At 50.6% G+C, this 26,337-nt stretch carries 20 protein-coding genes and 3 pseudogenes; 4 read left to right on the forward strand and 19 right to left on the reverse strand.

Features of this window, described 5'->3' with window-relative positions; all coding sequences use genetic code 11:
• Nucleotides 1-2 precede the first annotated feature (2 nt).
• The 3 genes and pseudogenes from secD to scfA all read right to left on the reverse strand — a co-directional run bounded on the left by secD (nt 3) and on the right by scfA (nt 3,918).
• Nucleotides 3-2,163 (reverse strand): annotated as a pseudogene (gene secD / locus DWX76_RS08780) (protein translocase subunit SecD).
• 19 nt (nt 2,164-2,182) lie between these two features.
• On the reverse strand, nt 2,183-3,586 hold the full coding sequence (gene scfB / locus DWX76_RS08785) for a thioether cross-link-forming SCIFF peptide maturase (protein ID WP_107001519.1): 1,404 nt from the start codon (nt 3,584-3,586) through the stop codon (nt 2,183-2,185).
• Nucleotides 3,587-3,771: 185 nt separating this feature from the next.
• Nucleotides 3,772-3,918, reverse strand: coding sequence for a six-cysteine ranthipeptide SCIFF (scfA, locus tag DWX76_RS08790; protein ID WP_022359867.1), 147 nt, complete (start codon nt 3,916-3,918; stop codon nt 3,772-3,774).
• 335 nt (nt 3,919-4,253) lie between these two features.
• Here scfA and DWX76_RS08795 point away from each other — a divergent pair, with 335 nt between their 5' ends.
• Nucleotides 4,254-4,613 carry a TIGR04086 family membrane protein gene (locus DWX76_RS08795; protein WP_107001467.1) on the forward strand — a complete coding sequence of 120 codons (360 nt, stop codon included), beginning with the start codon at nt 4,254-4,256 and terminating at the stop codon, nt 4,611-4,613.
• Here the strand turns inward: DWX76_RS08795 and DWX76_RS08800 are convergent.
• Nucleotides 4,548-5,876 carry an HlyC/CorC family transporter gene (locus DWX76_RS08800; RefSeq protein WP_107001466.1) on the reverse strand — a complete coding sequence of 443 codons (1,329 nt, stop codon included), beginning with the start codon at nt 5,874-5,876 and terminating at the stop codon, nt 4,548-4,550. The genes DWX76_RS08795 and DWX76_RS08800 overlap by 66 nt on opposite strands.
• A 644-nt stretch (nt 5,877-6,520) precedes the next feature.
• Here DWX76_RS08800 and DWX76_RS14435 point away from each other — a divergent pair.
• On the forward strand, nt 6,521-7,066 hold the full coding sequence (locus tag DWX76_RS14435; protein ID WP_243022507.1) for a BadF/BadG/BcrA/BcrD ATPase family protein: 546 nt from the start codon (nt 6,521-6,523) through the stop codon (nt 7,064-7,066).
• On the opposite strand, the gene DWX76_RS14440 is transcribed toward DWX76_RS14435, so the two are convergent.
• Nucleotides 7,063-7,305, reverse strand: coding sequence for a hypothetical protein (locus DWX76_RS14440; RefSeq protein ID WP_243022508.1), 243 nt, complete (start codon nt 7,303-7,305; stop codon nt 7,063-7,065). The genes DWX76_RS14435 and DWX76_RS14440 overlap by 4 nt on opposite strands.
• On the reverse strand, nt 7,292-7,831 hold the full coding sequence (locus DWX76_RS08815; protein WP_107001463.1) for a signal peptidase II: 540 nt from the start codon (nt 7,829-7,831) through the stop codon (nt 7,292-7,294). Before DWX76_RS08815 ends, DWX76_RS14440 begins: the two co-directional genes overlap by 14 nt.
• 137 nt (nt 7,832-7,968) lie before the next feature.
• On the opposite strand from DWX76_RS08815, the gene DWX76_RS08820 reads away from it, so the two are divergent.
• Nucleotides 7,969-9,558 carry a S8 family peptidase gene (locus DWX76_RS08820; protein ID WP_243021988.1) on the forward strand — a complete coding sequence of 530 codons (1,590 nt, stop codon included), beginning with the start codon at nt 7,969-7,971 and terminating at the stop codon, nt 9,556-9,558.
• 211 nt (nt 9,559-9,769) lie between these two features.
• On the opposite strand, the gene clpX is transcribed toward DWX76_RS08820, so the two are convergent.
• Nucleotides 9,770-11,257, reverse strand: coding sequence for an ATP-dependent Clp protease ATP-binding subunit ClpX (clpX, locus tag DWX76_RS08825; RefSeq protein ID WP_118522674.1), 1,488 nt, complete (start codon nt 11,255-11,257; stop codon nt 9,770-9,772).
• 291 nt (nt 11,258-11,548) lie between these two features.
• Nucleotides 11,549-13,078 (reverse strand): S1C family serine protease, encoded by a 1,530-nt coding sequence (locus DWX76_RS08830; protein WP_118522673.1) that lies wholly within the window; start codon nt 13,076-13,078, stop codon nt 11,549-11,551.
• A 290-nt stretch (nt 13,079-13,368) separates the two neighbouring features.
• On the opposite strand from DWX76_RS08830, the gene DWX76_RS08835 reads away from it, so the two are divergent.
• Nucleotides 13,369-14,577, forward strand: a complete 1,209-nt coding sequence (locus DWX76_RS08835; RefSeq protein WP_118522682.1) for a class I SAM-dependent rRNA methyltransferase — start codon at nt 13,369-13,371, stop codon at nt 14,575-14,577.
• Nucleotides 14,578-14,868: 291 nt separating this feature from the next.
• Here DWX76_RS08835 and DWX76_RS08840 read toward each other — a convergent pair whose 3' ends face one another.
• The 11 genes and pseudogenes from DWX76_RS08840 to DWX76_RS08885 all read right to left on the reverse strand — a co-directional run bounded on the left by DWX76_RS08840 (nt 14,869) and on the right by DWX76_RS08885 (nt 26,331).
• Nucleotides 14,869-15,783 (reverse strand): AEC family transporter, encoded by a 915-nt coding sequence (locus DWX76_RS08840; RefSeq protein ID WP_182429762.1) that lies wholly within the window; start codon nt 15,781-15,783, stop codon nt 14,869-14,871.
• A gap of 28 nt (nt 15,784-15,811) precedes the next feature.
• The gene (locus DWX76_RS08845; RefSeq protein ID WP_412694029.1) at nt 15,812-16,672 is read right to left on the reverse strand and encodes an LCP family protein; all 861 of its coding nucleotides are present in this window, start codon (nt 16,670-16,672) and stop codon (nt 15,812-15,814) included.
• The gene (locus DWX76_RS15075; RefSeq protein ID WP_412694030.1) at nt 16,669-17,511 is read right to left on the reverse strand and encodes an LCP family protein; all 843 of its coding nucleotides are present in this window, start codon (nt 17,509-17,511) and stop codon (nt 16,669-16,671) included. The genes DWX76_RS08845 and DWX76_RS15075 overlap by 4 nt, the downstream gene beginning before the upstream one ends.
• A 13-nt stretch (nt 17,512-17,524) precedes the next feature.
• A pseudogene (locus tag DWX76_RS08850) lies at nt 17,525-18,945 on the reverse strand (undecaprenyl-phosphate glucose phosphotransferase).
• Between the two features lie 21 nt (nt 18,946-18,966).
• Nucleotides 18,967-19,332 (reverse strand): hypothetical protein, encoded by a 366-nt coding sequence (locus DWX76_RS08855; protein WP_118493670.1) that lies wholly within the window; start codon nt 19,330-19,332, stop codon nt 18,967-18,969.
• Nucleotides 19,333-19,517: 185 nt separating this feature from the next.
• A complete protein-coding gene (locus DWX76_RS08860) occupies nt 19,518-20,552 on the reverse strand; it encodes an LCP family protein (RefSeq protein ID WP_118493668.1) in 1,035 nt (344 codons plus the stop codon).
• A complete protein-coding gene (locus DWX76_RS08865; protein ID WP_118493665.1) occupies nt 20,549-20,830 on the reverse strand; it encodes a hypothetical protein in 282 nt (93 codons plus the stop codon). The genes DWX76_RS08860 and DWX76_RS08865 overlap by 4 nt, the downstream gene beginning before the upstream one ends.
• Nucleotides 20,831-20,989: 159 nt before the next feature.
• Nucleotides 20,990-21,988 carry a glycosyltransferase family 2 protein gene (locus DWX76_RS08870; protein WP_022359149.1) on the reverse strand — a complete coding sequence of 333 codons (999 nt, stop codon included), beginning with the start codon at nt 21,986-21,988 and terminating at the stop codon, nt 20,990-20,992.
• Nucleotides 21,989-21,994: 6 nt separating this feature from the next.
• Nucleotides 21,995-24,181, reverse strand: a complete 2,187-nt coding sequence (locus tag DWX76_RS08875; RefSeq protein WP_118570506.1) for a glycosyltransferase family 2 protein — start codon at nt 24,179-24,181, stop codon at nt 21,995-21,997.
• Nucleotides 24,171-25,144 (reverse strand): annotated as a pseudogene (locus DWX76_RS08880) (glycosyltransferase family 2 protein). The gene DWX76_RS08875 and the pseudogene DWX76_RS08880 overlap by 11 nt, the downstream one beginning before the upstream one ends.
• A gap of 251 nt (nt 25,145-25,395) precedes the next feature.
• Entirely contained in the window at nt 25,396-26,331 is a 936-nt protein-coding gene (locus DWX76_RS08885) for an NAD-dependent epimerase/dehydratase family protein (RefSeq protein ID WP_118570507.1), read from the reverse strand.
• Between the last annotated feature and the right edge of the window lie 6 nt (nt 26,332-26,337).

A 26,337-nucleotide genomic window follows, 5' to 3' on the forward strand; every position in this document is an offset into this window, starting at 1 on the left:
TTTTACTTCTCTGCCTTTGCCTTCTTGCCAGCCGGTTTGGCATTCTTCTCCATGCGCTTTTTATTCAGCACATACCAGACAGAGCCGGACAGGCATACGGACGAATACGTACCGCAGATCAGACCTACCATCAGCGGAAGAGCAAACTCACGGATGGAAGATACACCCAGGATGTAAAGAATCAGGACCATGACGAAGGTCGTCAGCGTCGTGTTGATGCTTCGCGTCAGGGTCTGGCTGATACTGGTGTTGACGATCGTCTCAGCGGACTCTTTATTGCCCAGAAGCTTCATATTCTCACGGATACGGTCGAAGATAACGATCGTCGCGTTGATTGAGTAACCGACAATCGTCAGCATGCAGGCGATGAACGTCGAACCAACCGACCAGCGCAGCATCGCATAGCAGGTCAGGACAACCAGTACATCGTGCATCAGGGCAAGAACCGCGCCCGCCGCGAACGTGATATTGCTGAAACGGAACCAGATGTAGATCAACATGCAGATCGTCGCAATCGTAACCGCCACAATCGCATCGCGCTTCATCTCCTGGCTGACTGCACCGGAGATACTATCGGCTGTGATCTTCTCTTTATCCACACCAAACTGATCCGCCAGCGCCTGGTTTAACTCTTCGCGCTCGTCCATGTTCAGGGTACGTGTCTTGATGATAACCTCGTTGCTTCCGGCTACCTTCTGGGTCTGTGTGCCAGCTTCGCCGGTAATCTTTTCTACCACCGGAACCACCTGGGAGGAAATATCTTCCAGAGACATATCCTCGTTAAAGGTAACGTTTGTAGAAGTACCGCCTCTGAACTCCATGCTGTAGTTGAGCGGCACACCCATCGAAGACTGATTGTGAACCATGCTACCGACGCCTGCCAGAATGATCACGAGCGACAGAGCAAAGTAAAGCTTGCGGAATTTCAGGAACGGACGCGTCTTCATATCCTTGCGGCATCCGTAGAATTTCGCATCCTCAAAGCCCATCTCATAGAAGCAGTTCAGGCAAATTTGGTTACAAACAGCGCCGTGAACATAGAAAGCACGATACCGATTGCCAGCGTCGCCGCAAAGCCCTTGACGGTACCGGAACCTCTCCAGAACAGAACCGCTGCCGCAATCAGGGTGGTTACGTTTCCGTCGATGATCGCGGAAAGTGCCTTGGCGAAACCTGCCTTGATCGCATTCTTGACGGATGTTCCCAGACCGATCTCCTCTTTGATACGGGTGAAAATGATAACGTTCGCATCCACCGCCATACCAATCGACAGGATGATACCAGCCACGCCCGGAAGCGTCAGAGTCACCTCAAATGCAACTAACAGGATCAGGATCAGACCGACATACAGGCACAGAGCCAGAGATGCAGCCAGACCCGGAAGCAGATATACGGCAATCATAAATACAATGACAATGGCAAATCCGATCAGACCTGCCTTTAAGCTGGTGGAGATCGCCTCCTGGCCCAGCTTCGCGCCAACTACGTTGGAACGCAGCTCTTCCAGCTCCAGGGACAGGGAACCGATACGGATCGTGGACGCAAGATTATTTGCCTCTTCATAATCCGCCATGCCGTCGATCTGGCACTGTCCGCCTGTGATCGCCTCACGGACGGTCGGAGCAGAATAATCTGGTTATCATAAATGATATAAATTGGTTTTCCGACGCCATTCGTGGTCGCCTCAGCAAATGCCTGTTTACCTTCCTCGGTAAAGGTCAGAGAAACGACATACGCCTTGGAACCGGTCGCCTTATCCTCGGTCATGCCGGCTTTCGCGCTGGCAACCTGTTTACCATCAAGGATCTGATTTCCTTCAGAGTCCACGAAAATCAGGGAACCCGGTTTTCCTAACTCTTCCAGAATCGCGTTGGCATCCGATACACCCGGAATATCTACGTTGATACGGTTATTACCCTCCTGGTAAACCTCCGCCTCGGTACTGTAATTCTGTACACGCTGCTGGAGCTTGTAGATCGTATCCGCCATATCCTCGGAAGACGGATTTTCTTCTTTCGCCTGATAGGTAATGCTGACACCGCCAGCCAGGTCAAGACCCAGCTTGATCTGATTCATCGTCGAATAGCCGAAATAGCCGAATACGCCGATGGCAATCAGAAGGAGCAGCATCCCCAGGAAGCTTTTTCCTTTTTTGTTCTTCATTCCTCTCTCTCCTTGTTCTCTACTCGTCAGAGCCGTCTGCAAGAGCAGCTTTTATCATGATCGCGCACTCGATACGTTTTTTCTGCATCTCGCACCCGATATCATACGCATCCGTGATGGAACCGTGGAAGTTGTAGGAATTGGCCGCACAGCCGCCACTGCAGTAAAATCTGGCAAAGCAATCCCGACATTTGTCTTTCGCATAGACATTGCAGAGCTTGAACTCGTCGCGGACTGCCGTGTTGGTCACGCCCGTATCCACGTTGCCGAGCAGGAAATCTTCGTTTCCTACAAACTGATGGCACGGATAGAGGTCGCCCCACGGGGTAACTGCCAGATACTCAGTTCCTGAACCGCATCCGGACAGACGTTTTGCCACGCACGGTCCCTGTGTCAGATCAAGCATAAAGTGGAAGAACGTGAAGCCGCGTCCCTCTTTGTGTCTCTTGACATACTCTGCTGCCAGACGGTCATATTCCTCGAGAATCTGCGGAAGATCCGCCTCTTTGATCGCGTAAGGCTCTTCATCCGGTGCTACGACCGGCTCAACCGACATTTTCTTGAATCCAAGATCGGCAAAATGCAGAACATCTTTGCCAAAATCCAGGTTGTTGTGTGTGAAGGTACCACGCACGAAATAATCGCGGTCTCCGCGCTTCTCTGCAAATTTCTGGAACTTCGGCACGATCAGGTCGTAGCTTCCGGTTCCGTTGCGGAATGGGCGCATCTTGTCGTTGACCTCTTTTCGTCCATCCAGACTGAGCACGACGTTTGACATCTCGCGGTTGCAGAATTCCATAATTTCATCGTTTAACAGAACGCCGTTGGTGGTCAGTGTGAAACGGAATTTCTTGTTGTGCGCCTCTTCCTGGGAACGTCCGTACTCGACTAACTGTTTAACCACCTGCCAGTTCATCAGCGGCTCGCCGCCGAAGAAATCGACTTCCAGGTTCCGGCGGTTTCCAGAATTGGCAATCAGGAAATCCAGCGCTTTCTTGCCGACCTCAAATGTCATCAGCGCTCTGCGTCCATGATACTCGCCCTCTTCTGCAAAGCAGTACTGACAGGCAAGGTTGCAGTCATGCGCGATATGCAGGCAGAGTGCCTTGACAACCGTCTGGCGCTTCTTGAAATCCATAACGAAGTTTTTGTAAATGTCAGCGGTAAAGAGTTCTTCCTGATCGATGAGCTCCTGAATGTCCTCAAACGCCTCTCTGATCTCTTCCTGGCTGTATTTCTCTTTTAATGCTGCCGCCGTCTCGTCTTTCAGGGACTGGGCAATCTGAAACGGCTTCTCGCTATCCGGAATCCGCTCCGATAAAAAGGAAATCACATCGTACAGAAGCGGATCGACCGAATGGACGGAGCCACTGTTGACATCCAGTACGATATAATATCCATTATTTATATACTGATGAATCACTGTCTTTCTCCTTCTATAAGACATAGGCAGGCAGACAACCCGGAACATATGCAGTCCTCTCCTCGGACCGCGCTCCGTCTTGTCTGCCTCCCTGTGTCAACTCTGCGTTTTCTCAGACTCCAGCTCTCCCACTCATGAAAAGCTCTGATTTATCAGAAAACGCCTCATTTGTTTTGTACTGCCAATTAGCGGTTCTGGTTCTCGCAGCTCTGGTTACCTACAGTACAGGATGTCTTACATGCAGACTGGCAGGATGTCTGGCACTCGCCGCAGCCGCCTTTCTTCATGCTGTTCTTCAGTGTGCTTGCGCTCAGTGTCTTTACGTGTTTCATCTCTATGTCCTCCTTCATTTTTTTAGTATATAAAGTCCTACAGATTATATCATATGTTGCCCGCTTGTGCAAGCATTTCAATTTACCGTGTTTCTCACAGATTCCGGCTTTTTTGGAACTGTTCACGGGTAGGCACTTTTGGAACCGAAAGTGCCGTAGAAAACGTGGTGGCAGCAGGAATTTGCCGTATTGAGATGCGAAGCCACGGCAAATTCCGTTACTGGGCACGTATGCGTGAACAGTAACGCTTGTTTGTAACAATGTTTCATTCTGCAGGCATATTTGTCCTTCTTTGTTCATACGAATAGAAAAAGAATGCACACAGGTATTTTATCATGGAAAAATCAGCTATCCAGATTCTGCTCCGTTCTTCCCTCTTCTCCTACGCGGCAACCGCTGTCTTTCTGCTTCTGCTCGCGTTTGGGATGTACCGGTTTCAGTGGGGTGAAAAGGAAATCACGCTAGGAGTGCGCGGCATCTACATTCTCGCCTGCTTTCTGGCAGGACTCGTCGCCGGAAAGAAAGCAAAAAGGCGCCGGTTCCTCTGGGGATTCTGTGCCGGCGCCCTTTATTTTCTTATTTTTCTAGCCCTGTCTTTTGCGATCCGACAGTCCCTCAAGGAGACTGCCTCATCCCTGCTGCTTTCCTTCGCCCTCTGCGCCGGAAGCGGCACCATCGGCGGTATGTTTAGCTAACGCCGCCTCCGACGGGCTTAACAGGTACAGATGAATCTTATCGATCCGGTTCTTATCCACACATTCGACGACGAGGCGGACGTTTTCCACCACAACCTCTTCTTTTTCCTGTGGAAGATGGTTCAAAAGTCCGATCACCAGTCCGCCAATGGAATCATATTCGTCTGACTGGAGTTCCAGATTCAGGCGTTCATCCAGATCGTCAAGTTTGACCGAACCGTCTACCATGTATTCCCGCGGGGCGATGCGCTGTATGGACTTTTCCTCGTCTCCATCGTACTCGTCCCGGATATCTCCGACAATCTCCTCCAGCATATCTTCCAGCGTGATAAGACCGACCGTCGAACCGTACTCGTCGAGCACGATCACGATGCTGATCGCTGCTTTCCGCATCTCGCGCATCAGCTCAGCAACCTTCTTAAACTCATATGTATAGAGAGGTTTCCGCAGATATTTCCGGACAGAAAAGCCCTCTTCCCCGCCTTTTAAGAAAATATCCTTGATGTTCAGAACACCGATGACATTGTCCGTCGTCTCCTCATAGACCGGGTAACGCGTGTATTTCTCACTGCGGAATACCTCCATCAGCTCGTCATACGTCGCATCCACGTCCACAAACGTCATGTTGACCTTCGGAAGCATGACATCGCGCGCCACGGCGTCCCCAAAATCAAACACATTGTTGATCATCTTCTTCTCTTCGGACTCGATGACGCCCTCTTCGTGGCTGACCTCCACGATCGTCCGCAGCTCATCCTCCGTGATGGACTCGCCCTTTGCCTTCACATCCACGCGAAGCAGCTTCAACACTAAAAACGAGAGCTGGTTGACCACAAAAATGACCGGTGTCAGCACCGTCATGATATAATAAATGATTTTAGCGAACCGAAATGCAATCCGCTCAGCCTGTATAGTCGCAACCGTCTTCGGCGTGATCTCGCCGAAAATCAGGATTAAAAGCGTCAGAATGCCCGTCGCAATCCCTACGATCTTGTTACCCCAGATGTGGGTGGCAAGAACCGTCGCAAGAGAAGACGCATACAGGTTTACCACATTGTTGCCGATCAGAATCGCACTCAGCATTTTGCTCGGATCCTCTATGATCTTCAATACATACTCTGCCTGCTTATCGCCATTCTCAGCCAGCGTCCGCACCCGGATCTTGTTGACCGTCGTCAGCGCCGTCTCCGTCGAAGAAAAGAAAGCCGACATCAAAAGCAGAAGTATCAAAATCAATAGCTGTATCCCATCACCAGAACTCAAAAAACTCAACTCCTATCTCCCATGTAGGGGATTACTCTTTTTTAAGGTTGATTCTACCGTATTTCATAGGTTCTGTCAATAAATACAGGCTTGCATTTCCATACTTCTGCCGTCTCCGGGAGTTTGACCGTTGAATAATAGAAAAATACCTTGCAGGCCGCATAGAACCTGCTTTTTTTTGTGTCAAAAAAATTCGGAGTCTTTTTATATTGCAAAAAGCTATATTAATAACGAGGGAAAAAGTACATCTGTTAATGTGCGTAAACTGGGAACACTTAAAGAACTCCTTATTAAACATGGACCTCATACTCTCTGCTCCACCATGCCTGATATCCCGTATTTTCGGTCACTATTTCCTTATCATTAAAGCATATTTCAGTCTCTACCGGAATCTCAACAAAGCTTGGGCGTGACATATAAATCTTTATGTTATCCATTTGAAATATCATTTTAAGAACATTCGGACCACATTCTTCCATTGCACTTTATTTTACTTTACCCTATAATGTTTATAAAAACAATCCAATTCTTACAGTCATAAAAGATACAAACCAGCGTTACTGTTCACGGATAGGCACTTTTGGAACCGAAAGTGCCGTAAGGAAACGCGGTGGCAGCAGGAATATCATAAAGGAGATAAGCAAATGAATTTATCCCTCGGAATCGACATCGGCAGTTCCAGCACCAAGGCGGCGGCGCTGGATGAGCATGGCACTCTGCTTGGTACGCTTCAGGTTCACGCGGATGACCCGCGCACCTCGGCTTACGGTGTTCTCGGGCGTTTCCTGGATCAGCAGGGCGCTTCGTTTGACGATGTTGAAAAAATCGTCCTGACCGGGCTCGGTTCGACGTATTTCCATGAAAATATCTTCGGCATCCCGACCATCCATGCCCTGGAGCTGGATGCCATCGGACGCGGCGGCTTATACCTGTCCGGGCTTGATGAAGCGCTGGTGGTCAGCCTTGGAACCGGCTCTGCCTTTATCCGCGCTTCCAAGACAAACGGCTTCCGTCATCTGGGCGGAAGCGGTGTCGGCGGTGGGACACTTGCCGGCATGGCGGAGCGCTTTCTCGGCGTCACCGACATTTTTGCCTCTCAGAGATGGCGCTGCGCGGCAATAAGGCCATGGCAGATCTCCGCATCGCCGACGTGCAGGAGGAAGATGTCCCGGGACTTGCCGCCGACTTAACCGCTGCCAATTTTGGGCGAATCAAAAGCGGCGCCTCGGATGCTGACCTGGCTGCCGCTCTTTTCAATATGATTTATGAAAATGTGGGTGTGATGGCGTCCCTGGCGCTCAGCCAGGACACCACCCGGAATGTCGTCCTGACCGGTTCTCTCGCCAGCCTTGCACCTGCTGCAAAGACCTTTGACATTTTCAATCAGATGCACGATGTCTTTGGAATCGACTATATCATTCCGCCTCATCCGTCTTTCGCCACGGCAGTCGGAGCGCTTTTATGTGAGCCTCTGCCGGAGAACTAAGATCACGGACGGCTCCCAGCAGATCGGAGGCTGCGATCAGGGCGCTTCCTGCGAAGATAAAAAAGTCTCCCAGATTAAAGACGACCTTTTCCAGGTATTTACACCGGATGCTGAAATAATCTACCACATAACCGCGTTTGAGGCGGTCATACAGGTTACTTAAACCACCCGCCGTGATGAGGGCAAAACCGATCCGATCGGCTTTTCTGCCTTCGTCCCGGCACAATAACCATGTCAGAATGCCCGCTGCCGCCGAGGTAAAGACAACCGGCACCATGCGGACCAGTTCTTTCTTTTCTTTTTTTACTCCAAAACAGAAACCGTCGTTGTGATTGCGGTACAGGCGGATCTTTCCATGGCTTTTTTCCATGTCGCGCGGAAAATCTTCCGGTTTCTGGGCTTCTATGTTTTCCTTGCAGAAATAATCGATGCCGAACAGGGCAGCTATCATATACAGGTATTTTTTCATAAGGGCACCTCCTCATATAAATGTCATTATCTAACTTATATTTATTATAACAAGTTTTTCCGACAGAGTATAGGGAAGCTTTCGTATTTTACCGCATATCTTATCTTAAATTCTAAAAAATCTCTATGGAAAACGCTATGAATTGCTCTTCTCTTCCAGACAACCAAACCGCCGATTTTATCGAACGTTTTTTTCCTTTTACCTATAACCAGATTTTGGAAAATGATTCCGGCTGCTATGATTTTGTCAATCATGAGTATGTGATCTGGCACCGGTCTCTGGCGGAGGCGCTGCCGCTCTCAGTCCAGCAGTATGGCTATGACTCGATCCCGAATCTTTATACCATATTAGATACATCCAGCCTGGACAGCGCAGGAATTTCCCGGACCGCAGAACAGCCATTCCTGGGAAACAAGGGGCGCGGGACGCTGATTGGGATTGTGGATACGGGGATCGATTATACAAATCCCTTGTTACGCGATCCGGATGGAAGCACGCGCATCGCCGCCATCTGGGATCAGACGGTTCCGGGCGCGGGGCTTAGCACGCCGGATCCGATCGATGCGCTGCACTACGGAAGTGTCTACCAGCGTTCCCACATCAACGAGGCGCTGCGCTCGGAAGATCCGCATTCCATCGTCCCCACCTCGGATCCTCTCCGCCACGGCACGCAGATGGCGCTGATCGCCGCCGGTTCCGAAGATGCCGATGCTTTTTTCTCCGGGGCGGCGCCGGAATCGGAACTGGTCGTTGTCCGCTTGAAACCAGCCAGAACCTATCTTCGCGATTTTTTTCTGATCCGCGAGGATGCCATCGCCTTTCAGGAGGACGACATCATGCTCGGAATCAAGTTCCTTCTTTATATTGCCAGGCAGGAGAAAAAGCCCCTTGTGATCCTGCTGGGTCTTGGCACCAATACCGGAAGCCACAGCGGCACTTCGCCGCTTGGTCTATATCTGAACAGCCTGTCGCGCGCCAGCGGGCAGATTCTGGTCGCCGCCGGAGGCAATGAAACCGGGCGCGGGCACCATTTTCGCAGTGTATTTCCTGCTTCCACCTCCTATGAGGATGTGGAACTGCGGGTCGGTCCCAGCGAACGGGGATTTACGCTGGAACTGTGGGCGCGTGAATCGGAGCTTTACAGTGTCGGATTTTTATCCCCCTCCGGCGACGAAACGGGACGCATCCGGCTCTCCGGCGACGAAGAACGCCGGATTCCCTTTCTTCTGGAAGGAACGACCATTCACCTCAACTATACCAGCTCCGAGCTGGCGACCGGAAGCGAACTGATCCTGATGCGCTTTGATGCCCCCGCCGCCGGAATCTGGAAAATCCGCGTCTACCACACGCTCTCGATTCAGGGTGAATACCATATGTGGCTGCCGGTGCACGGCTTTATCTCGGATGAAACCTTCTTTCTGCGCCCGGATCCGGACACAATCATCACCGATCCGGGCAATACAGCAGCCATCATCACCACCGCCGCCTACAGCCACCAGACGGGCGGGATCTATCTGCATTCCAGCCGCGGTTTTACCCGCACCGGAGCTATCAAGCCCGACCTTGCCGCCCCCGGCGTCCGGCTCCCGCTTCCCGATTATCAGGAGGTAACCGGAACCTCATTTGCCGCCGCCATGACCGCCGGAGCCGCCGCGATCCTGCTCTCCTGGTCTGCCTATACGCCATCAGCCCCGCGGATCAACACCTCGATTGCCAAGCGTTTCTGATCCGCGGGGCTGACCGCCGAAATTCCATCGAATATCCCAGCCGGGAGTGGGGGTATGGGACGTTAAACCTATATAACTCTTTTTTATCCATGAGAAGTTAATTAACTTCTGCTGTTTTCTCTTCACACACAAATTGCTTTTCCGGATCCTTACATCGCTAACTTTCACCACATCCATGACACCGTTCACCGATCATGTTCCTGAAAAGCTATTACCCCCGCATCTCTATCCGCGGACCGCCCTTCTTCTCCAGATACGGGCGCGTGATCACAACGGATCCGATATTCGGATCTTTCGGGATCTCATACATGATATCCATCATAAAATCCTCTAAAATTGCACGCAGCGCACGGGCACCCGTATCTTTTTCCAGCGCCCGCTCAGCGATCCACTCCAGTGCATCGTCCTCAAACACAAGTTTGACCTCATCCAGCGCCAGCAGGCGCTCATACTGCTTGAGGATCGCATTTTTCGGTTCTTTCAGAATCCGCATCAGTAATTCCTTTGTCAGCCCCTGCAGGCTCACAAGCACCGGCAGACGTCCGAGAAACTCTGGAATCATGCCAAAATTCCGCAGATCTTCCGTTGTCACCTGGCTCAAAATATCCGGATCATTGTCAAATTCATCCTTCAAATGGGAGTTGAAACCCATCGTGGAACGCTTTTTCAGGCGCTCCTTGATGATATCATCCAATCCTGGAAACGCGCCGCCACAGATAAACAGGATGTTGTTCGTATCCACAGTCGCCATCGGCGTGAGCGCATTCTTCTGGTTTGAGCCGACCGGCACCTCTACCTGGCTGCCTTCCAGAAGTTTTAAAAGCTCCTGCTGTACCGACTCACCGCTGACATCGCGGCTCATCGTATTTTTCTTTTTCGCAATTTTATCGATCTCATCGATGAAAATGATGCCGTGCTCAGCTTTCTCCACATCATTTCCAGCCGCTGCCAGAAGCTTGGAGACTACGCTTTCTATATCATCTCCGATATATCCAGCTTCCGTGAGCGCCGTCGCATCCGCGATCGCCAGCGGCACATCCAAAAGCTTCGCCAGTGTCTTGACCAGGTACGTTTTTCCGCTTCCGGTCGGTCCCAGCATCAGGATGTTGGATTTCTCAATCTCCGGCTCGCCGCCCTGCATCTGCATTCCCTGTGCCGCCGCGTTTTCCGCCTTTTCTTCCGTATTTTCATTTGCCCGAAGCTCGTCCTGCTGCCGGAGAATCACGCGCTTATAATGGTTGTAGACTGCCACTGAAACTGCCCGTTTCGCCCGCTCCTGCCCGATCACATACGCATCCAGCTGCGCCTTGATCTGGTGCGGTGCCGGAACATCCTTCATCGTCAGAAATTTCTCCGCGTCTTTTGCCTTGCTCTTTTTCTTGATCTTATTTTTCTCTGGAATCTCTGTATTCGGCATCTGCATGCCCGCAAAATCATTGAGATTCATGTTCATAAACGGCATATTTTGAAGCTTGGAAAAGTCCATGCCCGACTTGGAAATCGAGTCAAATGCTTTCTGCATACACTCATGGCAGAAATTCATCCCACCCGGCATCGTGATCATCTCTCCCGCCTTGCTCTCCGGGCGGCGGCAGACGTAGCAGATTTTCTCGTAATCATCCGAATGATCTGTACTGGTTTTATTTGTATCTGTTTCGTTTATATTGGTTGTCGTATCTATATTCTGGTTATCACTCATATTTTTATATCTCCTCCAATCTGAAAGCACCTTTTCATTTTATCATAGCTTGTGAAAAACGTAAATCATAACAGCAGCCGTCATTTCGTTTTAAAAATAAAAAAATTTCCTATGAAACAAAAAGACAGATGAATCACCGCCCTCTCTGATTACAAGAGGATCTACCGGCGGTTCACCTGCCTTCTTTTCTATATCTTCCTGATTTTATTCATTTCCGCTTCGCAACAGTTCCGTATCTTCACCGTTACGGGCAAATATCCATTCCAGCCCACTTCGCTGATGGGATATTTTCTATCTTCCCAGTTTTCTCTGCGGACTTGCCTGTGATTCACTCCGACTCTCGTTCTGGCTATCCTGGCTCTGCGGCATATCGCTCTTGGAGCCCAGTGTAATCTGTACGTTTCTCTCGACATATTTGCCATTTTCCAGACTCTGTACCGTCATGGTAACGGTGGAACCTGCCTTATAGTAAGTCAGCAGTTTCTTGAGATCATCACCATTCTTTACCTTTTCACCGTCAAACTTGGTGATAATATCACGCTCCCGCAGATCCGACTTGGATGCCGCGCCGCCCGCAACAATCTTGTATACATAGATACCTTCCGGCATGCCATACGCCTGCGCCATCTGGCTGTCGATATTCTGAAGCTGGATTCCCAGATATCCCTGCTCATTCTCATCGACAGCTACCTTCGTCGTCTTCGTCATCAGGTCGCTGATAATATCCTTTGCCTGTGAAATCGGGATCGCATAGCCGATGCCCTCAACACTGGTGTCCGAATACTTCGCCGCATTGATGCCGATAACTTCACCGTTCATATTTAAAAGTGCGCCGCCGCTGTTGCCTGGGTTGATCGCCGCATCGACCTGCAGAAGTGTCCGCTCTACGTCGTTGATGGTTAGCTTTTTATTTAAAGCGCTGACATAACCGACGGTAACCGACTGCCCCTGTCCCAGTGCGTTACCGATTGCCACAACCCCCTGTCCCAGCTTCAGGGAATCAGAATCGCCCAGATCGGCTGCCTTAATCTGTTTTCTCGTTTCTTCCGGTATATCCGAAAGCTGTACGGCAATGACTGCCAGATCCGAATCGGAATCAGTACCTTTGACCGCTGCCTTAACGCTCTGGTTATCAATAAAGGTAACCGAAAGTTCCTCGGAATCTTCAACGACATGGTTATTGGTAATAATCAGAAGTTCCGTGTCATTCTGTCCGGCAATGATTCCGGAACCGCTGCTCGGCACCTCGTACTGCTGCTGACCAAACAGCCAGTTGTCCTGTGTATAAATCATCTTGTTGTTGATCGCTACAACGGACGGCATCGCTTTCTCTACAATCGAAGAAACATCGTTGCCAATGGAGGCCTGCGTTTTAGTGCCCGCATCTGCCTGTGTCTCCTGGGAAACCTGACCGATCGTTTCCTGTGCGGTCTCACCCGGAAGAAGCCGGTTTGAAAGTGCATTCACGCCGACCATGGTTCCGCCTGCCACACAGCCAAACAAAATGCCCGACATCACAAGTGCCGCAATTTTCTTACCAGTATTCTTAGAGCCATGTCCCCGGCCACTCCGTTCTTCCGGAATATAGCTGCGTTCTGGCTGCTTCTCTGCATTCTCTTTCGGATCTGCTCCGGCTGCTGCCTCCGGTTCTCCATCGAGACTGCCCCGGTAACGGGAATCATGATAACCGCCATAATCGGAAGTTTCTTCTTTTTTAGCAGTATCGTTATTCTTTTCCTCATAAGCGCTGTCCGAATAAGCGCCCTCCGTATAATCTACATCCTGATCGTGTCTCTCATTTCTTTCATTCTCGTCATACATATATTCATACCTCCTGTTCTCAGGAATCACAGCTGCGTACTGTCCATTTTGCGAACCTTCCCGCAGCGGATTGTTCATACTCTTATATTCTATCTCAGGCTTTCTGCCCTCTCTCTGTTTACATGAGATAGTCTATCAGTTATTTGTGATGTAATTGTGAAAATAAAATCATAAATCTGTGAAGCTTAAAAACATCTCTCGGTTTTCACTTGTCAGTCCTTCTCTCCTCTTGTATACTTAATGAAAGAAACGAATTTTACATTTTATATGAAAGGACTGTTACATCCATGATGAATACACAGGCAGTTGTCCATATCCGCAAAGGCGAGGCTCGTTCCCTGAAAGCCGGCGGTATGTGGATCTATGATAATGAAATTGAACGAATTGAGGGCGACTTTGAAAATGGCGATATCCTTCGTGTCGAAGATTTTGACGGTTATCCGCTCGGATGTGGTTTTATCAACACCCGCTCCAAGCTTACCGTGCGGATGCTTTCCCGCAAAAAGGATACTGTCATCGACGATGCTTTTATCGAAATGCGCGTCCGCAATGCCTGGGAATACCGCCGTCAGACAGTTGATACCAGCAGCTGCCGCCTGATTTTCGGCGAAGCAGATTTCCTTCCGGGCATCGTGATCGACAAATTTTCCGATGTGCTGGTCGTTGAATCCCTGGCGCTCGGTATCGACCGTCTGAAACCGCTGATTCTGGAAAAGCTCGTCAAGGTGCTTGAGGAAGACGGCATTCATATCCGCGGTATTTACGAGCGCAGCGACGCTAAGGTCCGCTTACAGGAGGGCATGGAGCGCTATAAGGGCTTTATCGGGGAACCATTTGATACAAAAGTAGAGATCGTTGAAAATGGTGTCCGCTATCTGGTAGATGTCAAGGACGGGCAGAAAACTGGCTTTTTCCTCGACCAGAAATACAACCGTCTGGCAATCCAGCGTCTCTGCCCGGGCAAACGCATTCTGGACTGTTTTACCCACACCGGCTCCTTTGCCTTAAATGCAGCCGTCTCCGGCGCCAAAGAGGTCATCGGCGTGGATGCGTCCGAACTTGCCGTCGCACAGGCGCGTGAAAATGCAGAGTTAAACGGTGTTTCCGGCACTACCACCTTTCAGTGCGCGGATGTCTTTGACCTGCTTCCGGAATTAGAGGCAAAAGGTGAGCAATTTGACGTTGTGATCCTCGATCCGCCTGCCTTCACAAAATCCCGCAGCTCGGTCAAAAATGCCATCAAGGGCTACCGCGAGATCAATATTCGCGGTCTGCGTCTGGTAAAGGACGGCGGCTACTTCGCTACCTGCTCCTGCTCCCATTTCATGACGCCGGAGCTCTTCACAAAGGCGATTCAGGAGGCAGCCCGCAGCGCCCACCGCCGCCTGCGCCAGATCGAATACCGCACCCAGGCAGCCGACCATCCGATTCTGTGGGCGGGGGATGAGACGTCCTATTATCTGAAGTTCTACATTTTCCAGGTGGTGGATGAAAAGTAAAATTACAGAATGTTTGTAGGACTATAACCAAGCAATATGAACTGCTATTATAAATCATGAATCTGCAAATCCTCTCAGAGCAATCTGAGGGGATTTGTGTTATACAATTTTCAAGGGAAAACGAAAATAGCCGCCATTACTGCAATAATGACGGCTGTTAATAAAACAGTTGTTTAATTTATTCAGGTAAACCGCTCCTCTGGCTTTTCCTTTTTTCTATCCCTAATATAACATATCTTTTCATCCAATGCAAGCGAAACCCCCTTTATAGAAATACGAACTCATAAGGGATTACCGCTGCAGCACCATACACCAAACCGGTGCCGACACCATCGAAAGCAGCGTCGTAAATACCACGCACTTCGTCGCAAAGACTTCATCCCCGCCATATTTCGCAGCAAGAATCGCCGTCGTGCTTGCTGCCGGCATCGCTGCCAGCACCACGGAAATCCCCATCACCAGCGTGTCGATATGGAACAGCAGACAGCCGGCCCACACAAGCGCCGGGATCAGGATCAGGCGCACGGCGGCATAGTAGCAGCTGAGCGGCGTGATCATCGTCTTCATATCTGCCTCTGCCAGAACGGTTCCGACGAAAATCATGGAGACTGCCGTGTTTGCCTTGTTTAAGCTATGTACCGTATCTCCCAGGAATCCCGGAATCTGCATCTGTAAAAGCATCAGCACAAAGCCGATGAATACGGAGACAATACACGGATGCGTGCATATCTTTTTAATCAGCGTCTTCCGATCCGGCGCCTTCGTAAAATACGTCATTCCCAGAGACCACATCGCAGTTCTCTGCGGAATCAGGTAAAAAGAGGCGTAGAAAAGCCCCATCGAGCCGAAGATGCCCTCCGCCACCGGATTTCCCAGAATCCCGGCATTGGACGCCATCGTCGCGTATTTGAGGACCTTCTTCTTTTCCTCTCCCACACCCGGGTACAGTACCATATTTAAGATATAACAAGCCACCTGAACCATACATGAGACGAGCAGCGCCTGTGCGCTGCTCTTTAAGATATCCATGCTCAGTTCTACTTCAAATGACTCGATGATACTGCAGGGAAGTGTCACAAAGATGACCAGATCCGCAATGACCCTTTTTCCCTCATCCGTAATAATTCCCTTCTTCTTTAAGAATGCACCCAGAATCATCAGGGAAAATAACATTCCCTGCATCCGGTACAAACCATCTAAATTCAAAGCATTTCCTCCGTTTCACACTCTCTCATCACTCAATGATGATTCCCACATCCGTCTTACTTCCCGGTGCACTGCTTCCATTCGGGGAACCGCTGCCGGAAGGTTTTTCTCTGCCATTCTCCGTCTCGCCGGTGCCAGAATTTCCGCCCGGAAATGCCGACGAAGAACCGCCAGACTCTGCCTCACTGCTCTCCCGCGCATTTTCCTTTGATGCATGCGTACCGTCCGGACGGCTTTCCTGCTCAGAAACGCCATTCTCCTGTGTTTCCGAAGCATTACCGTTCTCTTTCTCCGACTCATCGATGCCGCTCCCGGCTTCCTGGCTTTCGTCCGCGCCGCTCTCCTGCGTCGGATCCAGGATGGAAATTGTCGTCGCCTCGGTCGTCTTCGGCAATTCCTTCGTTTCTGCCTGTTTCGTGCCATGAACGCCTGTATCTGATACAATTTTCTGACTGATCGTCCGGACCGTCTCAGTCGGCGTGTATTCCTCATCGCCAAACAAGAAATGATGCAGCTCGATGACATTGCTCTCCAGCGTCTGCGGGATGACGCAGGCGCCCTTGCGTCCCATCTTCTTTTCCCTCAGCTCCGACGGGAAACCGGTCGTCTCGGTCAGATGGTAACGCGTAATATTTCGTCCTATCTTCAACAGATCATTGATCTCGATGCTGGTCGCCACCTGTGGAAATACCGTCTGCACAATATTGTTGATCGTCGCCCAATCTGCTTTTTTCATCTTCTCAAACGCGAGGGAAATAACCTTTCTCTGCCGTTCGGTACGGGCATAGTCCGTATCCATCAGACGGAGACGCCCATATGCAACCGCCTGCACACCGTCCAGATGGTTCATGCCCGCTGATTTAAGCTGGGTCGAAGCGACGCCGGTCACTTGACCGTCTCAGAAATGAACGCATTGATATAATAAAACTCTGATTTCGTGATCTCCACGTCAATGCCGCCCAGAATGTTGATCGCATCTGCAACGGCTTTCCAGTTAAAGGTCGCATAATCGTCAATATCGATATCCAGGTTCCTATTGAGCGCCTTGACAACCTGCTCCGGTCCGCCCTGCATATAAGCGGCGTTGATTTTGTTGTAGGTATTCTTGTCGCTGATATTTAAATATGAATCCCGGTACACCGAAACCAGACGTATCTCACCGGTTCCCTGATCGATGTTGCAGAGAATATTGACATCCGAGTTATTGCCCTTTCCGACCGATAAGTTACGGCTATCCACGCCGAAAACCGCGATCGTCCAGTAACCGCTCATCTGCTCCTGCTTCTCCTCCGAAATCTCGACGTTTTTGATCTCATCCGGGTTCCACGGAAGCCGCTGCATCAGATCCAGACGGCTGCTGATATACGAATATCCCGCAAAGCAGAGAATCCCGATCAGCATCACGCTCTCCAGAAGAATAAACCATATCTTCCGCTTCTTTTTCCGGCGCGCTTTCAATTTAACCGGGTCGGCGTAAATATCCGACCGGTTCATGGTCCGGGTTTTCTCCTGATTCCGGCTCTCCCGGCTGCTGCCAGGCTGCGTCTGTCCCCTCTTTGCCGCTTTCTGACCACTTCGGCTTCTATCTCCGCTCCGGTGGGATCCGTCCTCCCGGCGTTCCGTAAATGAATCCGTGATCAGTGTCAGACCATCGTCTTCCATCTCCGACGGTTTTGCCCGTCGGCTCCGGCGGTGTCCTGACCTATCTCTTTCTTCTTCATATCCCATGTGGTTTTCCTCATCAATACGCGTTTTTATTTATAAAGCCCTTAAAAACCGTCAAAACATGATTTTAAAATCAAATCCCAGCGTCCAGTTCTCGATGTAATACAGATCATGCTCAATCCGCTTCGTGATCGAGGTATCGCCCCGGTAACCATTGACCTGTGCCCATCCGGTCATTCCCGGACGCACCTGGTGTTTGATCATATAACGCGGAATCTCTTCCTTGAATTTTTCAACGAAAAACGGGCGTTCCGGGCGCGGTCCAACCAGGCTCATATCGCCCTTCAGAACATTAAACAGCTGCGGAAGCTCGTCAATGCTCGTCTTCCGGATAAATCTTCCAATCGGAGTCACACGCGGGTCTCCCGGCGTCGTCCACTGGCTTTTCTCCTTTGCCGCCGACTGTACCGCCATCGAGCGGAACTTATACATCTTAAACGGCTTATTGTGAAGTCCCACCCGCTCCTGACAGAAAATGACCGGTCCCGGCGAAGTCGCCTTTATAAGAATCGCCGTCACCAGCATCACCGGTGAAAACAGGATGAGCGCCATCATGCCGCCGACCAGATCCATCGTCCGCTTCATCGTTGCGTTGAGCAGATTCGTGAGCGGCACATGGCGGATGTGGATCACCGGAAGTCCCTGCAGATCCTCCATAAACGGACGGGTCGGGATAAAGTTATAATAATCCGGAATAAATTTCGTATGCACACCCGATTTTTCACAGCCTGCCACGATTTTTTCCAGTTTTCCATACTCCTGGATGCTCAGGGTGATCGCGATCTCATCCAGCGTATTGAGCGCCAGAATCATATCCAGATCGTCAATTTTGCCGATCACGCGCACTCCCTTATATTCTTTGCCCCACTCCTCATGGTCATCCAGAATACCGCGGATTTTATAGCCCCACTCCGGGTTGACATTCACACGGTCAATAAATCCTTCCGCTGCCCGGCTGTAACCGACCAGAAGCAGATGCTTCTGGTTATATCCCTTCGACCGCATCGACCGGAGCGCTATCCGCAGGATATTCCGCATCAGAATCTCAGCAAAGAGATTGATGCCAAAAAACAAAAATACCATCGGACGGGAGAAGTTGTGGAAATACTCATTTTTACCGCCCAGGTAAAGCATCAGTGAGATCACCAAAAGACCGATGATGTTCGCCTTAAAAATATTGGCTAACTCCACCCGTCTTCCCTGAACCCGTTTGGGCGTGTAAAGATGAAAAAATGCGTATAAAATCAAATAAAACGGTACAATAAGAACGCCAGCCGCCAGATAGACGACTGCCATTGCGCTCTTATTATGCCCTGTTACATTAAACCACGACGTTCCATTGACGATAAACCACGCAAGTGCGTAGGCGCATGCAATGACACATGCGTCCAGCACTACGTGGAAATGGTTCAGCCGTTTCTGGTTATCTTTTATCATAGTATATCACCTGAATTCAGATTAAGCTCCCGGACCTGCCGGACCGCCGGGGCCTGCTGCATCGCTGTTTCCGGAATCCCCCGGTTCCTGAATCTCTGTGACCGGACTTTTCACACCGGAATTATCCGACGCACCCGGAGAAGTCTTTTCACTGGATGCCGATGTCTCTGCCGCTGTCGTGGTTGTAGATCCCGGTTTTGCAATGGAAGACTTCGTCTCCGATGTGCTGCCTGGTCCGGATAAAGAATCATCCGCCTCGGTTGTCTTATCCGTATGATTTTTCTTGCCGGGAGTCGTCGTTGTTCCTGGTCCCTTACTGCTGTTGCTCTTCGACTCTTCTTCCTCCCAGTCAATCCAGTCTTCATCCGGATCAAAGATCTCGTCCAATCCGATCGAGCTCTCGCTCTCGCCCTTCTTGGTCTCATCCCCGCTCTCGTCATCCGACTCGTCCGAAGCACTCGTCGATGACTTCTTAGCGGCATCCTTCGCCGCTGCCTGCGCGGCAATCCGGCTCGCCCGTTTCTTGATAAACGTCTGGGCGCTGACACCCTGATCGACCGGAACATGACCGATCAGCTTCGCATTCGTCGTAAGACTGTTACCTGCGCGATATGGTTGCTATACTCCTTGACATTGGACGGAACCTGATAATCTTCCTCATCAAACAGGAACTTATGAAGCTCTTTTACGTTGTACTCCAGTGTCTGCGGGATAACGCAGTCGCCGATCTTTCCAACATCCTGCTCGCCTCTGGCTGCCGGGAATCCGGCGGTCTCACCGATATGGAACTTCGCGATATTGCGTGCCAGCGGAATCAAATCCGTAATATCAACATTGGTTGCAAGCTGCGGCATGATCGTCTGAATCAGACAGTTGAGTGTCGCCCAGTCTGCATTTTTTGCCTTATCAAAGGCTTTCTGAAGAATAATTCTCTGACGCTCGGTACGCGCATAGTCCGTATCTGAATAACGGATACGTCCGTATGCAACTGCCTGGATACCATCCAGATGTACATTGCCCGCATGGGTCAGCTGATGAGAACCGATACCAGTCTCCTTTACGGTCTCCGTGATGAAGGCATTGATCCAGGAGAACTCTGCATCGCTCAGCTCGACATCTACACCGCCCAGAATGTTGATGGCATCCGCAACCGCTTTCCAGTTGAACGTCGCATACTGGGTAATGTTAAGACCCAGGTTCTTATTCAGCGCCTTAACTGCCTGCTCCGGACCGCCCTGTGCGTAAGCGGCGTTGATCTTATTATAAGAGTTTTTATCGTTGATATTCAGATAACTGTCCCGGAATACCGATACAAGGCGGATCTCACCCGTCTCCAGATTGATATTGGCAATCATGTTGACATCCGCGTTCGTACCTTTTCCGACATTCATCTGCCCGTGCTGACTTCGCGAATCGACACCGAAGCACGCTACGGTCATGTAGCCCTTCATATCATCGATCTGTTCCTGGGACAGGTTGACGTTCTTAACCTGGTCCTCGTTGAAATCAATCTTCTGCATAGAACCGAAGGTTCTGTGATACATATACCAGAACGCACCGCCCAGAATCATCAATATAATCACGACAATCTCCGCCGCAATGATCATATGCTTTCTGTGGCGCGCCGATTTACGGTAATGGCTGCCGCGGCGTCCCGAACTCTTTTTTCCACTTCCAGCGCTCTTAGGACCGCTGTAGCCGGAACGTACTGAACTGCTGCCCGCCTCACCTTTTCTCTGGCTATTTTCGACTGTACTGCTGACTCTTCTGCGGCTGGTGCCGGAAGCAGAACTGCCGCGCGAAGAATACCCTGCCTGACTGGCACGGCTGCTTCTGCCCTCGCGGCGCGCCTCATGCGCTCCAGCTCATCATCCTCATAATTCATAAGCTACCTCATCTTTCACTTGCTTGCTGCCGCTCAGACATTGTCTGATAAGCAGCCTTTCTCCGTGTTGCATCTGCTAAACCATGACCGTTCACACATCGCGCAAACTCTAAGTTACTGTCCACTCATACGTGCCCAGTAACAACTCTAACCTTTTCCTCACGATTTATCAGATGCTGCTTTTTTCTCGATCTGTCTCACAGCAAATTCATAGACATAGAGAAATGTCCCGGCTAAAAGTTCCAGCTCTATCGCCAGATAATTTTTAAGCCGTTCCGGGCGGTACGCCACTTTTTTACACTTCTTTGCCGTCCGTATGCCTTCTTTCAGACCCTCCAGATAATCTTTTCCAAACCCGAGTTTCCTGAAAAATGAATATTTCACGAAAATCCCCGCTGCGATCGGAATCGCATTTATGATAAGCTGTAAGCACGGCATATTTTTATAATTCAGATACACATTGTTGCGTGCCGCCAGCTTAACCTTGAATGAATTGTACTTGGAACCGCTGGTTCCGCTTCCGACGTGCCATACCAGCGCCGCCGGGCAGTATATATTGTCATAACCCGCAATCCGGGCTCTATAGCCCACATCAATATCTTCCAGATAGGCAAAATGCATCTCATCGAAATAGCCTATCTCCTCAAATACCTCTCTCCGGTAGATCGCTGCGCCCGCGCACGCCGAGAATACCCGGCTTGAACGGCGGTAATGCGTAAGATCCCGTCCCACGCCGCGCTGGTACGCCCAGCCAAGCAGGGAATACATATCGCCTGCATCATCCAGCCTGTCCGGATGGTACATCTGGATCATCCGACTGCTGACGGAAAAAATGCGCTCCGACTGACCGATCGCACGCACCATCTCCGCCACGAAATACTCGTCCACCCGGACGTCATTATTTAAAAGCAGCACATACGGTGTGTCTGCCGCCTTGATTCCGACGTTGACTGCACCGGAAAATCCCGTGTTTTCCGGCAGGAAAATCGTATCGATCTGATGTTCCTTCAGCCACTCCACGCTTCCGTCCGTCGAACCGTTGTCCACCACCAGCGTCCGGAAATTCGGATACGTCTGTGCATTCAGTGAACGGATGCATTCGTCCATAAACTTTAACCCATTATAATTGGGAATAATAATTGTCGTTGTAATCTCCATCCCGGGTTATACCTCCAGATGATACGGTTCTCCGATTTTCTCTTTTTTCAGATCCCTGAGGGCGAAATTGGACTTCCGCAGCGTCAGGTTCGGATTGTAGTAAGGATCTCCATCTTTAAGGATCTCCGGCCAGCGCCCCGAGAAAATCTTGATCTCCCTGTTAAAACGCGCCACCTTCTCCGGCGTATCCTCCAGTCCTCTTGACTTCGACTCATAATGATACAGCAATGCGTACGGATTGTAAACCACTAAATGATTTGATGCCCGCACTTTCATGCAATAATCGATATCGTTAAATGCGACCGCCAGCTTCTCCGTAAAGCCGCCGACCTCATCAAAGAGCGCTTTCTTTGTCATCAGGCACGCCGCCGTCACAGCGCTGTAATCCTGTGTACTCATCGCACGGTGGAAATAGCTGTTTTCCGCCTTATGAAGCCCGATAAACGTATGCCCTGCGATGCCGCCGAAACCAACCACGACGCCCGCATGCTGGATCGTATCATCCTGATAGAGCAGTCTCGCGCCAACGGCGCCGACGTCCTCACGCTGGCACAGTCCCAGCATCTCCTCGATGAAATTCTCCGCAATCAGCTCGGTATCATTATTTAAAAACAGCAGATATTCGCCCTTTGCGAAAGTCACGCCGAAGTTGTTGATCGCCGAATAGTTAAACTCGCGCTCCCAGGTTACCACATGGACATTGGAAAATTCCTTCTGAATCTTTTCATAGTATTCAAAGGTTTCCTTCTCCGTGCTGTTGTTCTCTACAATGATAAACTCAACATTGCGGTACGTTGCCCGCGTCTCAATCGCCCGCAGGCATAGATCCAGATCCGTATGGTGATCCTTATTCGGAATGATGATCGATACCAGCGGTTCCCCCTGAATTTTATATACAGAGTGATAAATGCCGTAGTCCACACCTTTTTCCACGCGCTCCGCCTCGATACCGACGCGTTTATAATGATCCATGATCGCGCGCGCACCCGCATCAAATGCGTACAGCTTGCTCTCCGGGTTGCTCGCTGTCGAATCCTTGTGGCAGCGCCAGTGATACAGCACCTTCGGGATATGGCGGATCTCCTTCGCCTTCTCCGTACAACGGAAAATGAAGTCATAATCCTGCGCTCCGTCGTATTCCTGACGGAAGCCGCCCACCTGCGCTGCCAGATCGTGGCTGACGACAAACAGATGGCAGATATAATTGACGCTGCAGAGCAGATCGATATTGAAATCCGGCTTAAAATGCGGATCAAACAAAGCGCCGCCGTCCATATCCAGCTTATCCTCATCCGAATAGAAGCAGTCGCATCCCGGATGTTCCTGTAACAGTTTCGCACACTCATAGAGAGCATTCGGTGTCAGCTTATCGTCATGGTCTGCCAGCACGATATAATCGCCGGTCGCCATATCCATTGCTGCATTCGTATTGCCGGAAATGCCCTTATTTTCGCCTAAAATTACGTATTTAAAGCGGCTGTCCTTCTTCGCATACTGCTCCAGCACCCGCTCACAGCTTTGTCCTGCCGGACTGCCGTCCGCCACGCAGACCTCCCAGTTTACGTATGTCTGTTCCGCGATCGAATCCAGCATTTCCCGCAGGAATCGCTCCGGTGTCTTAAATGCCGGAATCACGATCGAGAATTTAACCGGCGCGTCAAACACCTTTTTCCTCTGCTCCTCCAGCTCCTCCGCCGTCGGCTTCGTCAGTGAATACCACTCGCCGTAATCGTAGTCATTGTCAATTCCCTGCAGTTTGTGCTTGGATTTTACCAGCAGGGCTTTCAGACCATTTTCCTTCCAGAAATCCAGGCAGACCCGCACAGTCTCCATGTTCATCAGATCGCGGATCTTCTGCATCCGCTTGTGCGCCACACTGCTGCGCTTGCGGATCAGTTCTTCATTATATTTAATGCGGATTTTGCGTCCCTCGCCTTTTGCGATCAGATAATAATCTTTTCCGCGCTCATACGGGAACTGGATATCAAATCCAAGCTCTTTTTCTACCGTTCGCCCAAAATAAATCTGGCTGACGTCGTCGCGGCGGGTCGCCACATACTGAAACCGGATCGGCTGATGTGCCCCATCTTCAACCTGATAGGTGATCTCCGTCTCCGGCGTCTTTCCGATCGCCCAGCCATTGAGCTGAATCGAATTTTCACGAATCCGAACTACATCGACATTACATTTCATGCTGTTTGCCCCCAACTTTTTTTACCGGTGTATCAAAATTCAGCCGCTCTTCCTCCACTACCAGCGGACGCTTCATGACTCTCGAATTGATCGATAAAATATACTCCCCCACCAGACCGATGAAAAAGATCTGAACCGACCCTAAAAAACACATTCCAATCAGAACCGGCGCCATACCAGCCGGAAAATCATACCAGTGAAGCAGTTTCATCACCAGATATACAATCGCCACGATCATACTGATCGCCGCGCAGATACTTCCAAAGATCGTCGCCAGGCGCAGACCGACCTCGTATAGGAGGTCACACTGAGCATCGCAGCATCGTAGAGCCGGTAAAAATTGTTGTGTGTCTTGCCTGCGCGGCGCTGCGGCTGGATATACGGGATCTCCTTGCGCTTATAACCAAGCTCCGCCACGATTCCGCGCAGAAACGGCGTCGGATCGTCAAGCTCCCGCAGAATCTCAATAAAATCGCGGTCATACAGACCCGAACCGGTAAAATGCTCAATCTGCTCGACATCGGAGAGTTTCTTTATCATCTTGTAATAGCAGCTCCTCAGCGCATACATGATCGGGTTTTCCTTGCTTCCCGTCTTGATGCCGATGACAATCTTGTAGCCATTTTCCCACTCATGGACATATTTCGGGATCATATCGACCGGATCCTGAAAATCTGCCACCATGCTGATCACGCAGTCGCCGGTACACTGTAACATTCCATAATACGGGGAATTGAACTGTCCAAAGTTTTTGGCATTAAAAATTGCCTTGATCCGTGGATTCTCGCTGCAGATCTTCCGAAGAATCGGGCGCGTCTGGTCCGTCGAATCATTGTCGATAAAGACAAGCTCATAGTCATATTCCGGCAGATCGCGCTCCAGCGTCTCCACAACCGCCTCGCTGATCGGACCTACATTCTCTTCCTCGTTGTAGCAGGGAATTAATATACTGATTTTTTTCATACTTTTCTGATTCCTATTAATTTGCTTTTTGTTTGAACTCTTCTGTTTCGTTCCACCAAATTTCGAACACAAAAAAAAGAGAAAGCCGCTTCGGCTATACTGCCTTTATTTTAAACGTCTTTCTCTCTTTTGACAACCTACAATTTTCTTAACGATTTTTGGCTGCTTCGCTATTTACTTGGCATAAACTGATAAAATATGTCCAAATATTTACCATTCTCTCCCGTCACTCTGCACAGAGGGCAGAAAAATCATTTCTGAAAAGCCAGAATTCTCTTCATTCCTTCTTCAAAATATACCTGTGGCTTCCAGCCAACCACCCGCTCCATCTTGCGGATATCCGGGATCAGATTGACGATTCCCTCTGCATTCGGCGGGCGGACGCCAAATTCCATGCTGCCCTGCCTGCCGCACAGCTCATAGACCGTCTCGACAAACCCGCGCAGCGGTCCTGTCTCATCCATCGGACCGCCCAGATTGTAGACACATCCATGATCCGCGAGATTTCCCGCATATTCTGCCAGATCCGCCAGGGCGCGCCCCGCATCGTCAATATACATGAAGTTCCAGAGCTGCGTGCAGGCGGTCATCGTCATCTTCTCCCCTGCCCGGAAGACCCGGACACAGGAGGAAAGAAGCGACCACGGGTGATCACCCGGTCCATACGTGCTGAAAATCCGTGCATGCCCGTAATCCAGTCCCAGTTCCCGGCAGAGCACTTCCGCCTGCTGCCGTACTGCCAGTTTCGCGCGTCCATACGGGGAGGTCGGCTCGCAGACCGTCTCCTCGTCTGTCAGCTCGCTCTTGACGCCATACTCCGCCTGCGAACCTGTAAAGAGAAACCGCCGGCATCCGAGGTCTTTCGCCACGCGGACGGCATTCAGCGCGTCCTGCACGCTCTCCTCCTGGACTGACTCATTTTTCCGTGAATCACTCCCTGCACCGCGCCAGCCCATATGGAGAAACACATCGCATCCGCCCGGAATCCGTTCCGGCAGTTTCGAGAGATTCCCCAGATCCTCCTCCAAAATCGTGAGTCCCTGCGGAAATTTTCCATTTTCCCGCAGCAGATCCGCTTTCGTCGAATGTTCCCGCAGTACGGCGTATACCTGATGTCCGCGATGTAACAGCTCGCGCACCGCCCCCAGACCTACAAAGCTGGTGGCGCCTGTGACAACTATCTTCATTCTATC

The organism is Clostridium sp. AF21-20LB (assembly GCF_003478795.1).
Classification (GTDB): domain Bacteria; phylum Bacillota; class Clostridia; order Lachnospirales; family Lachnospiraceae; genus Otoolea; species Otoolea fessa.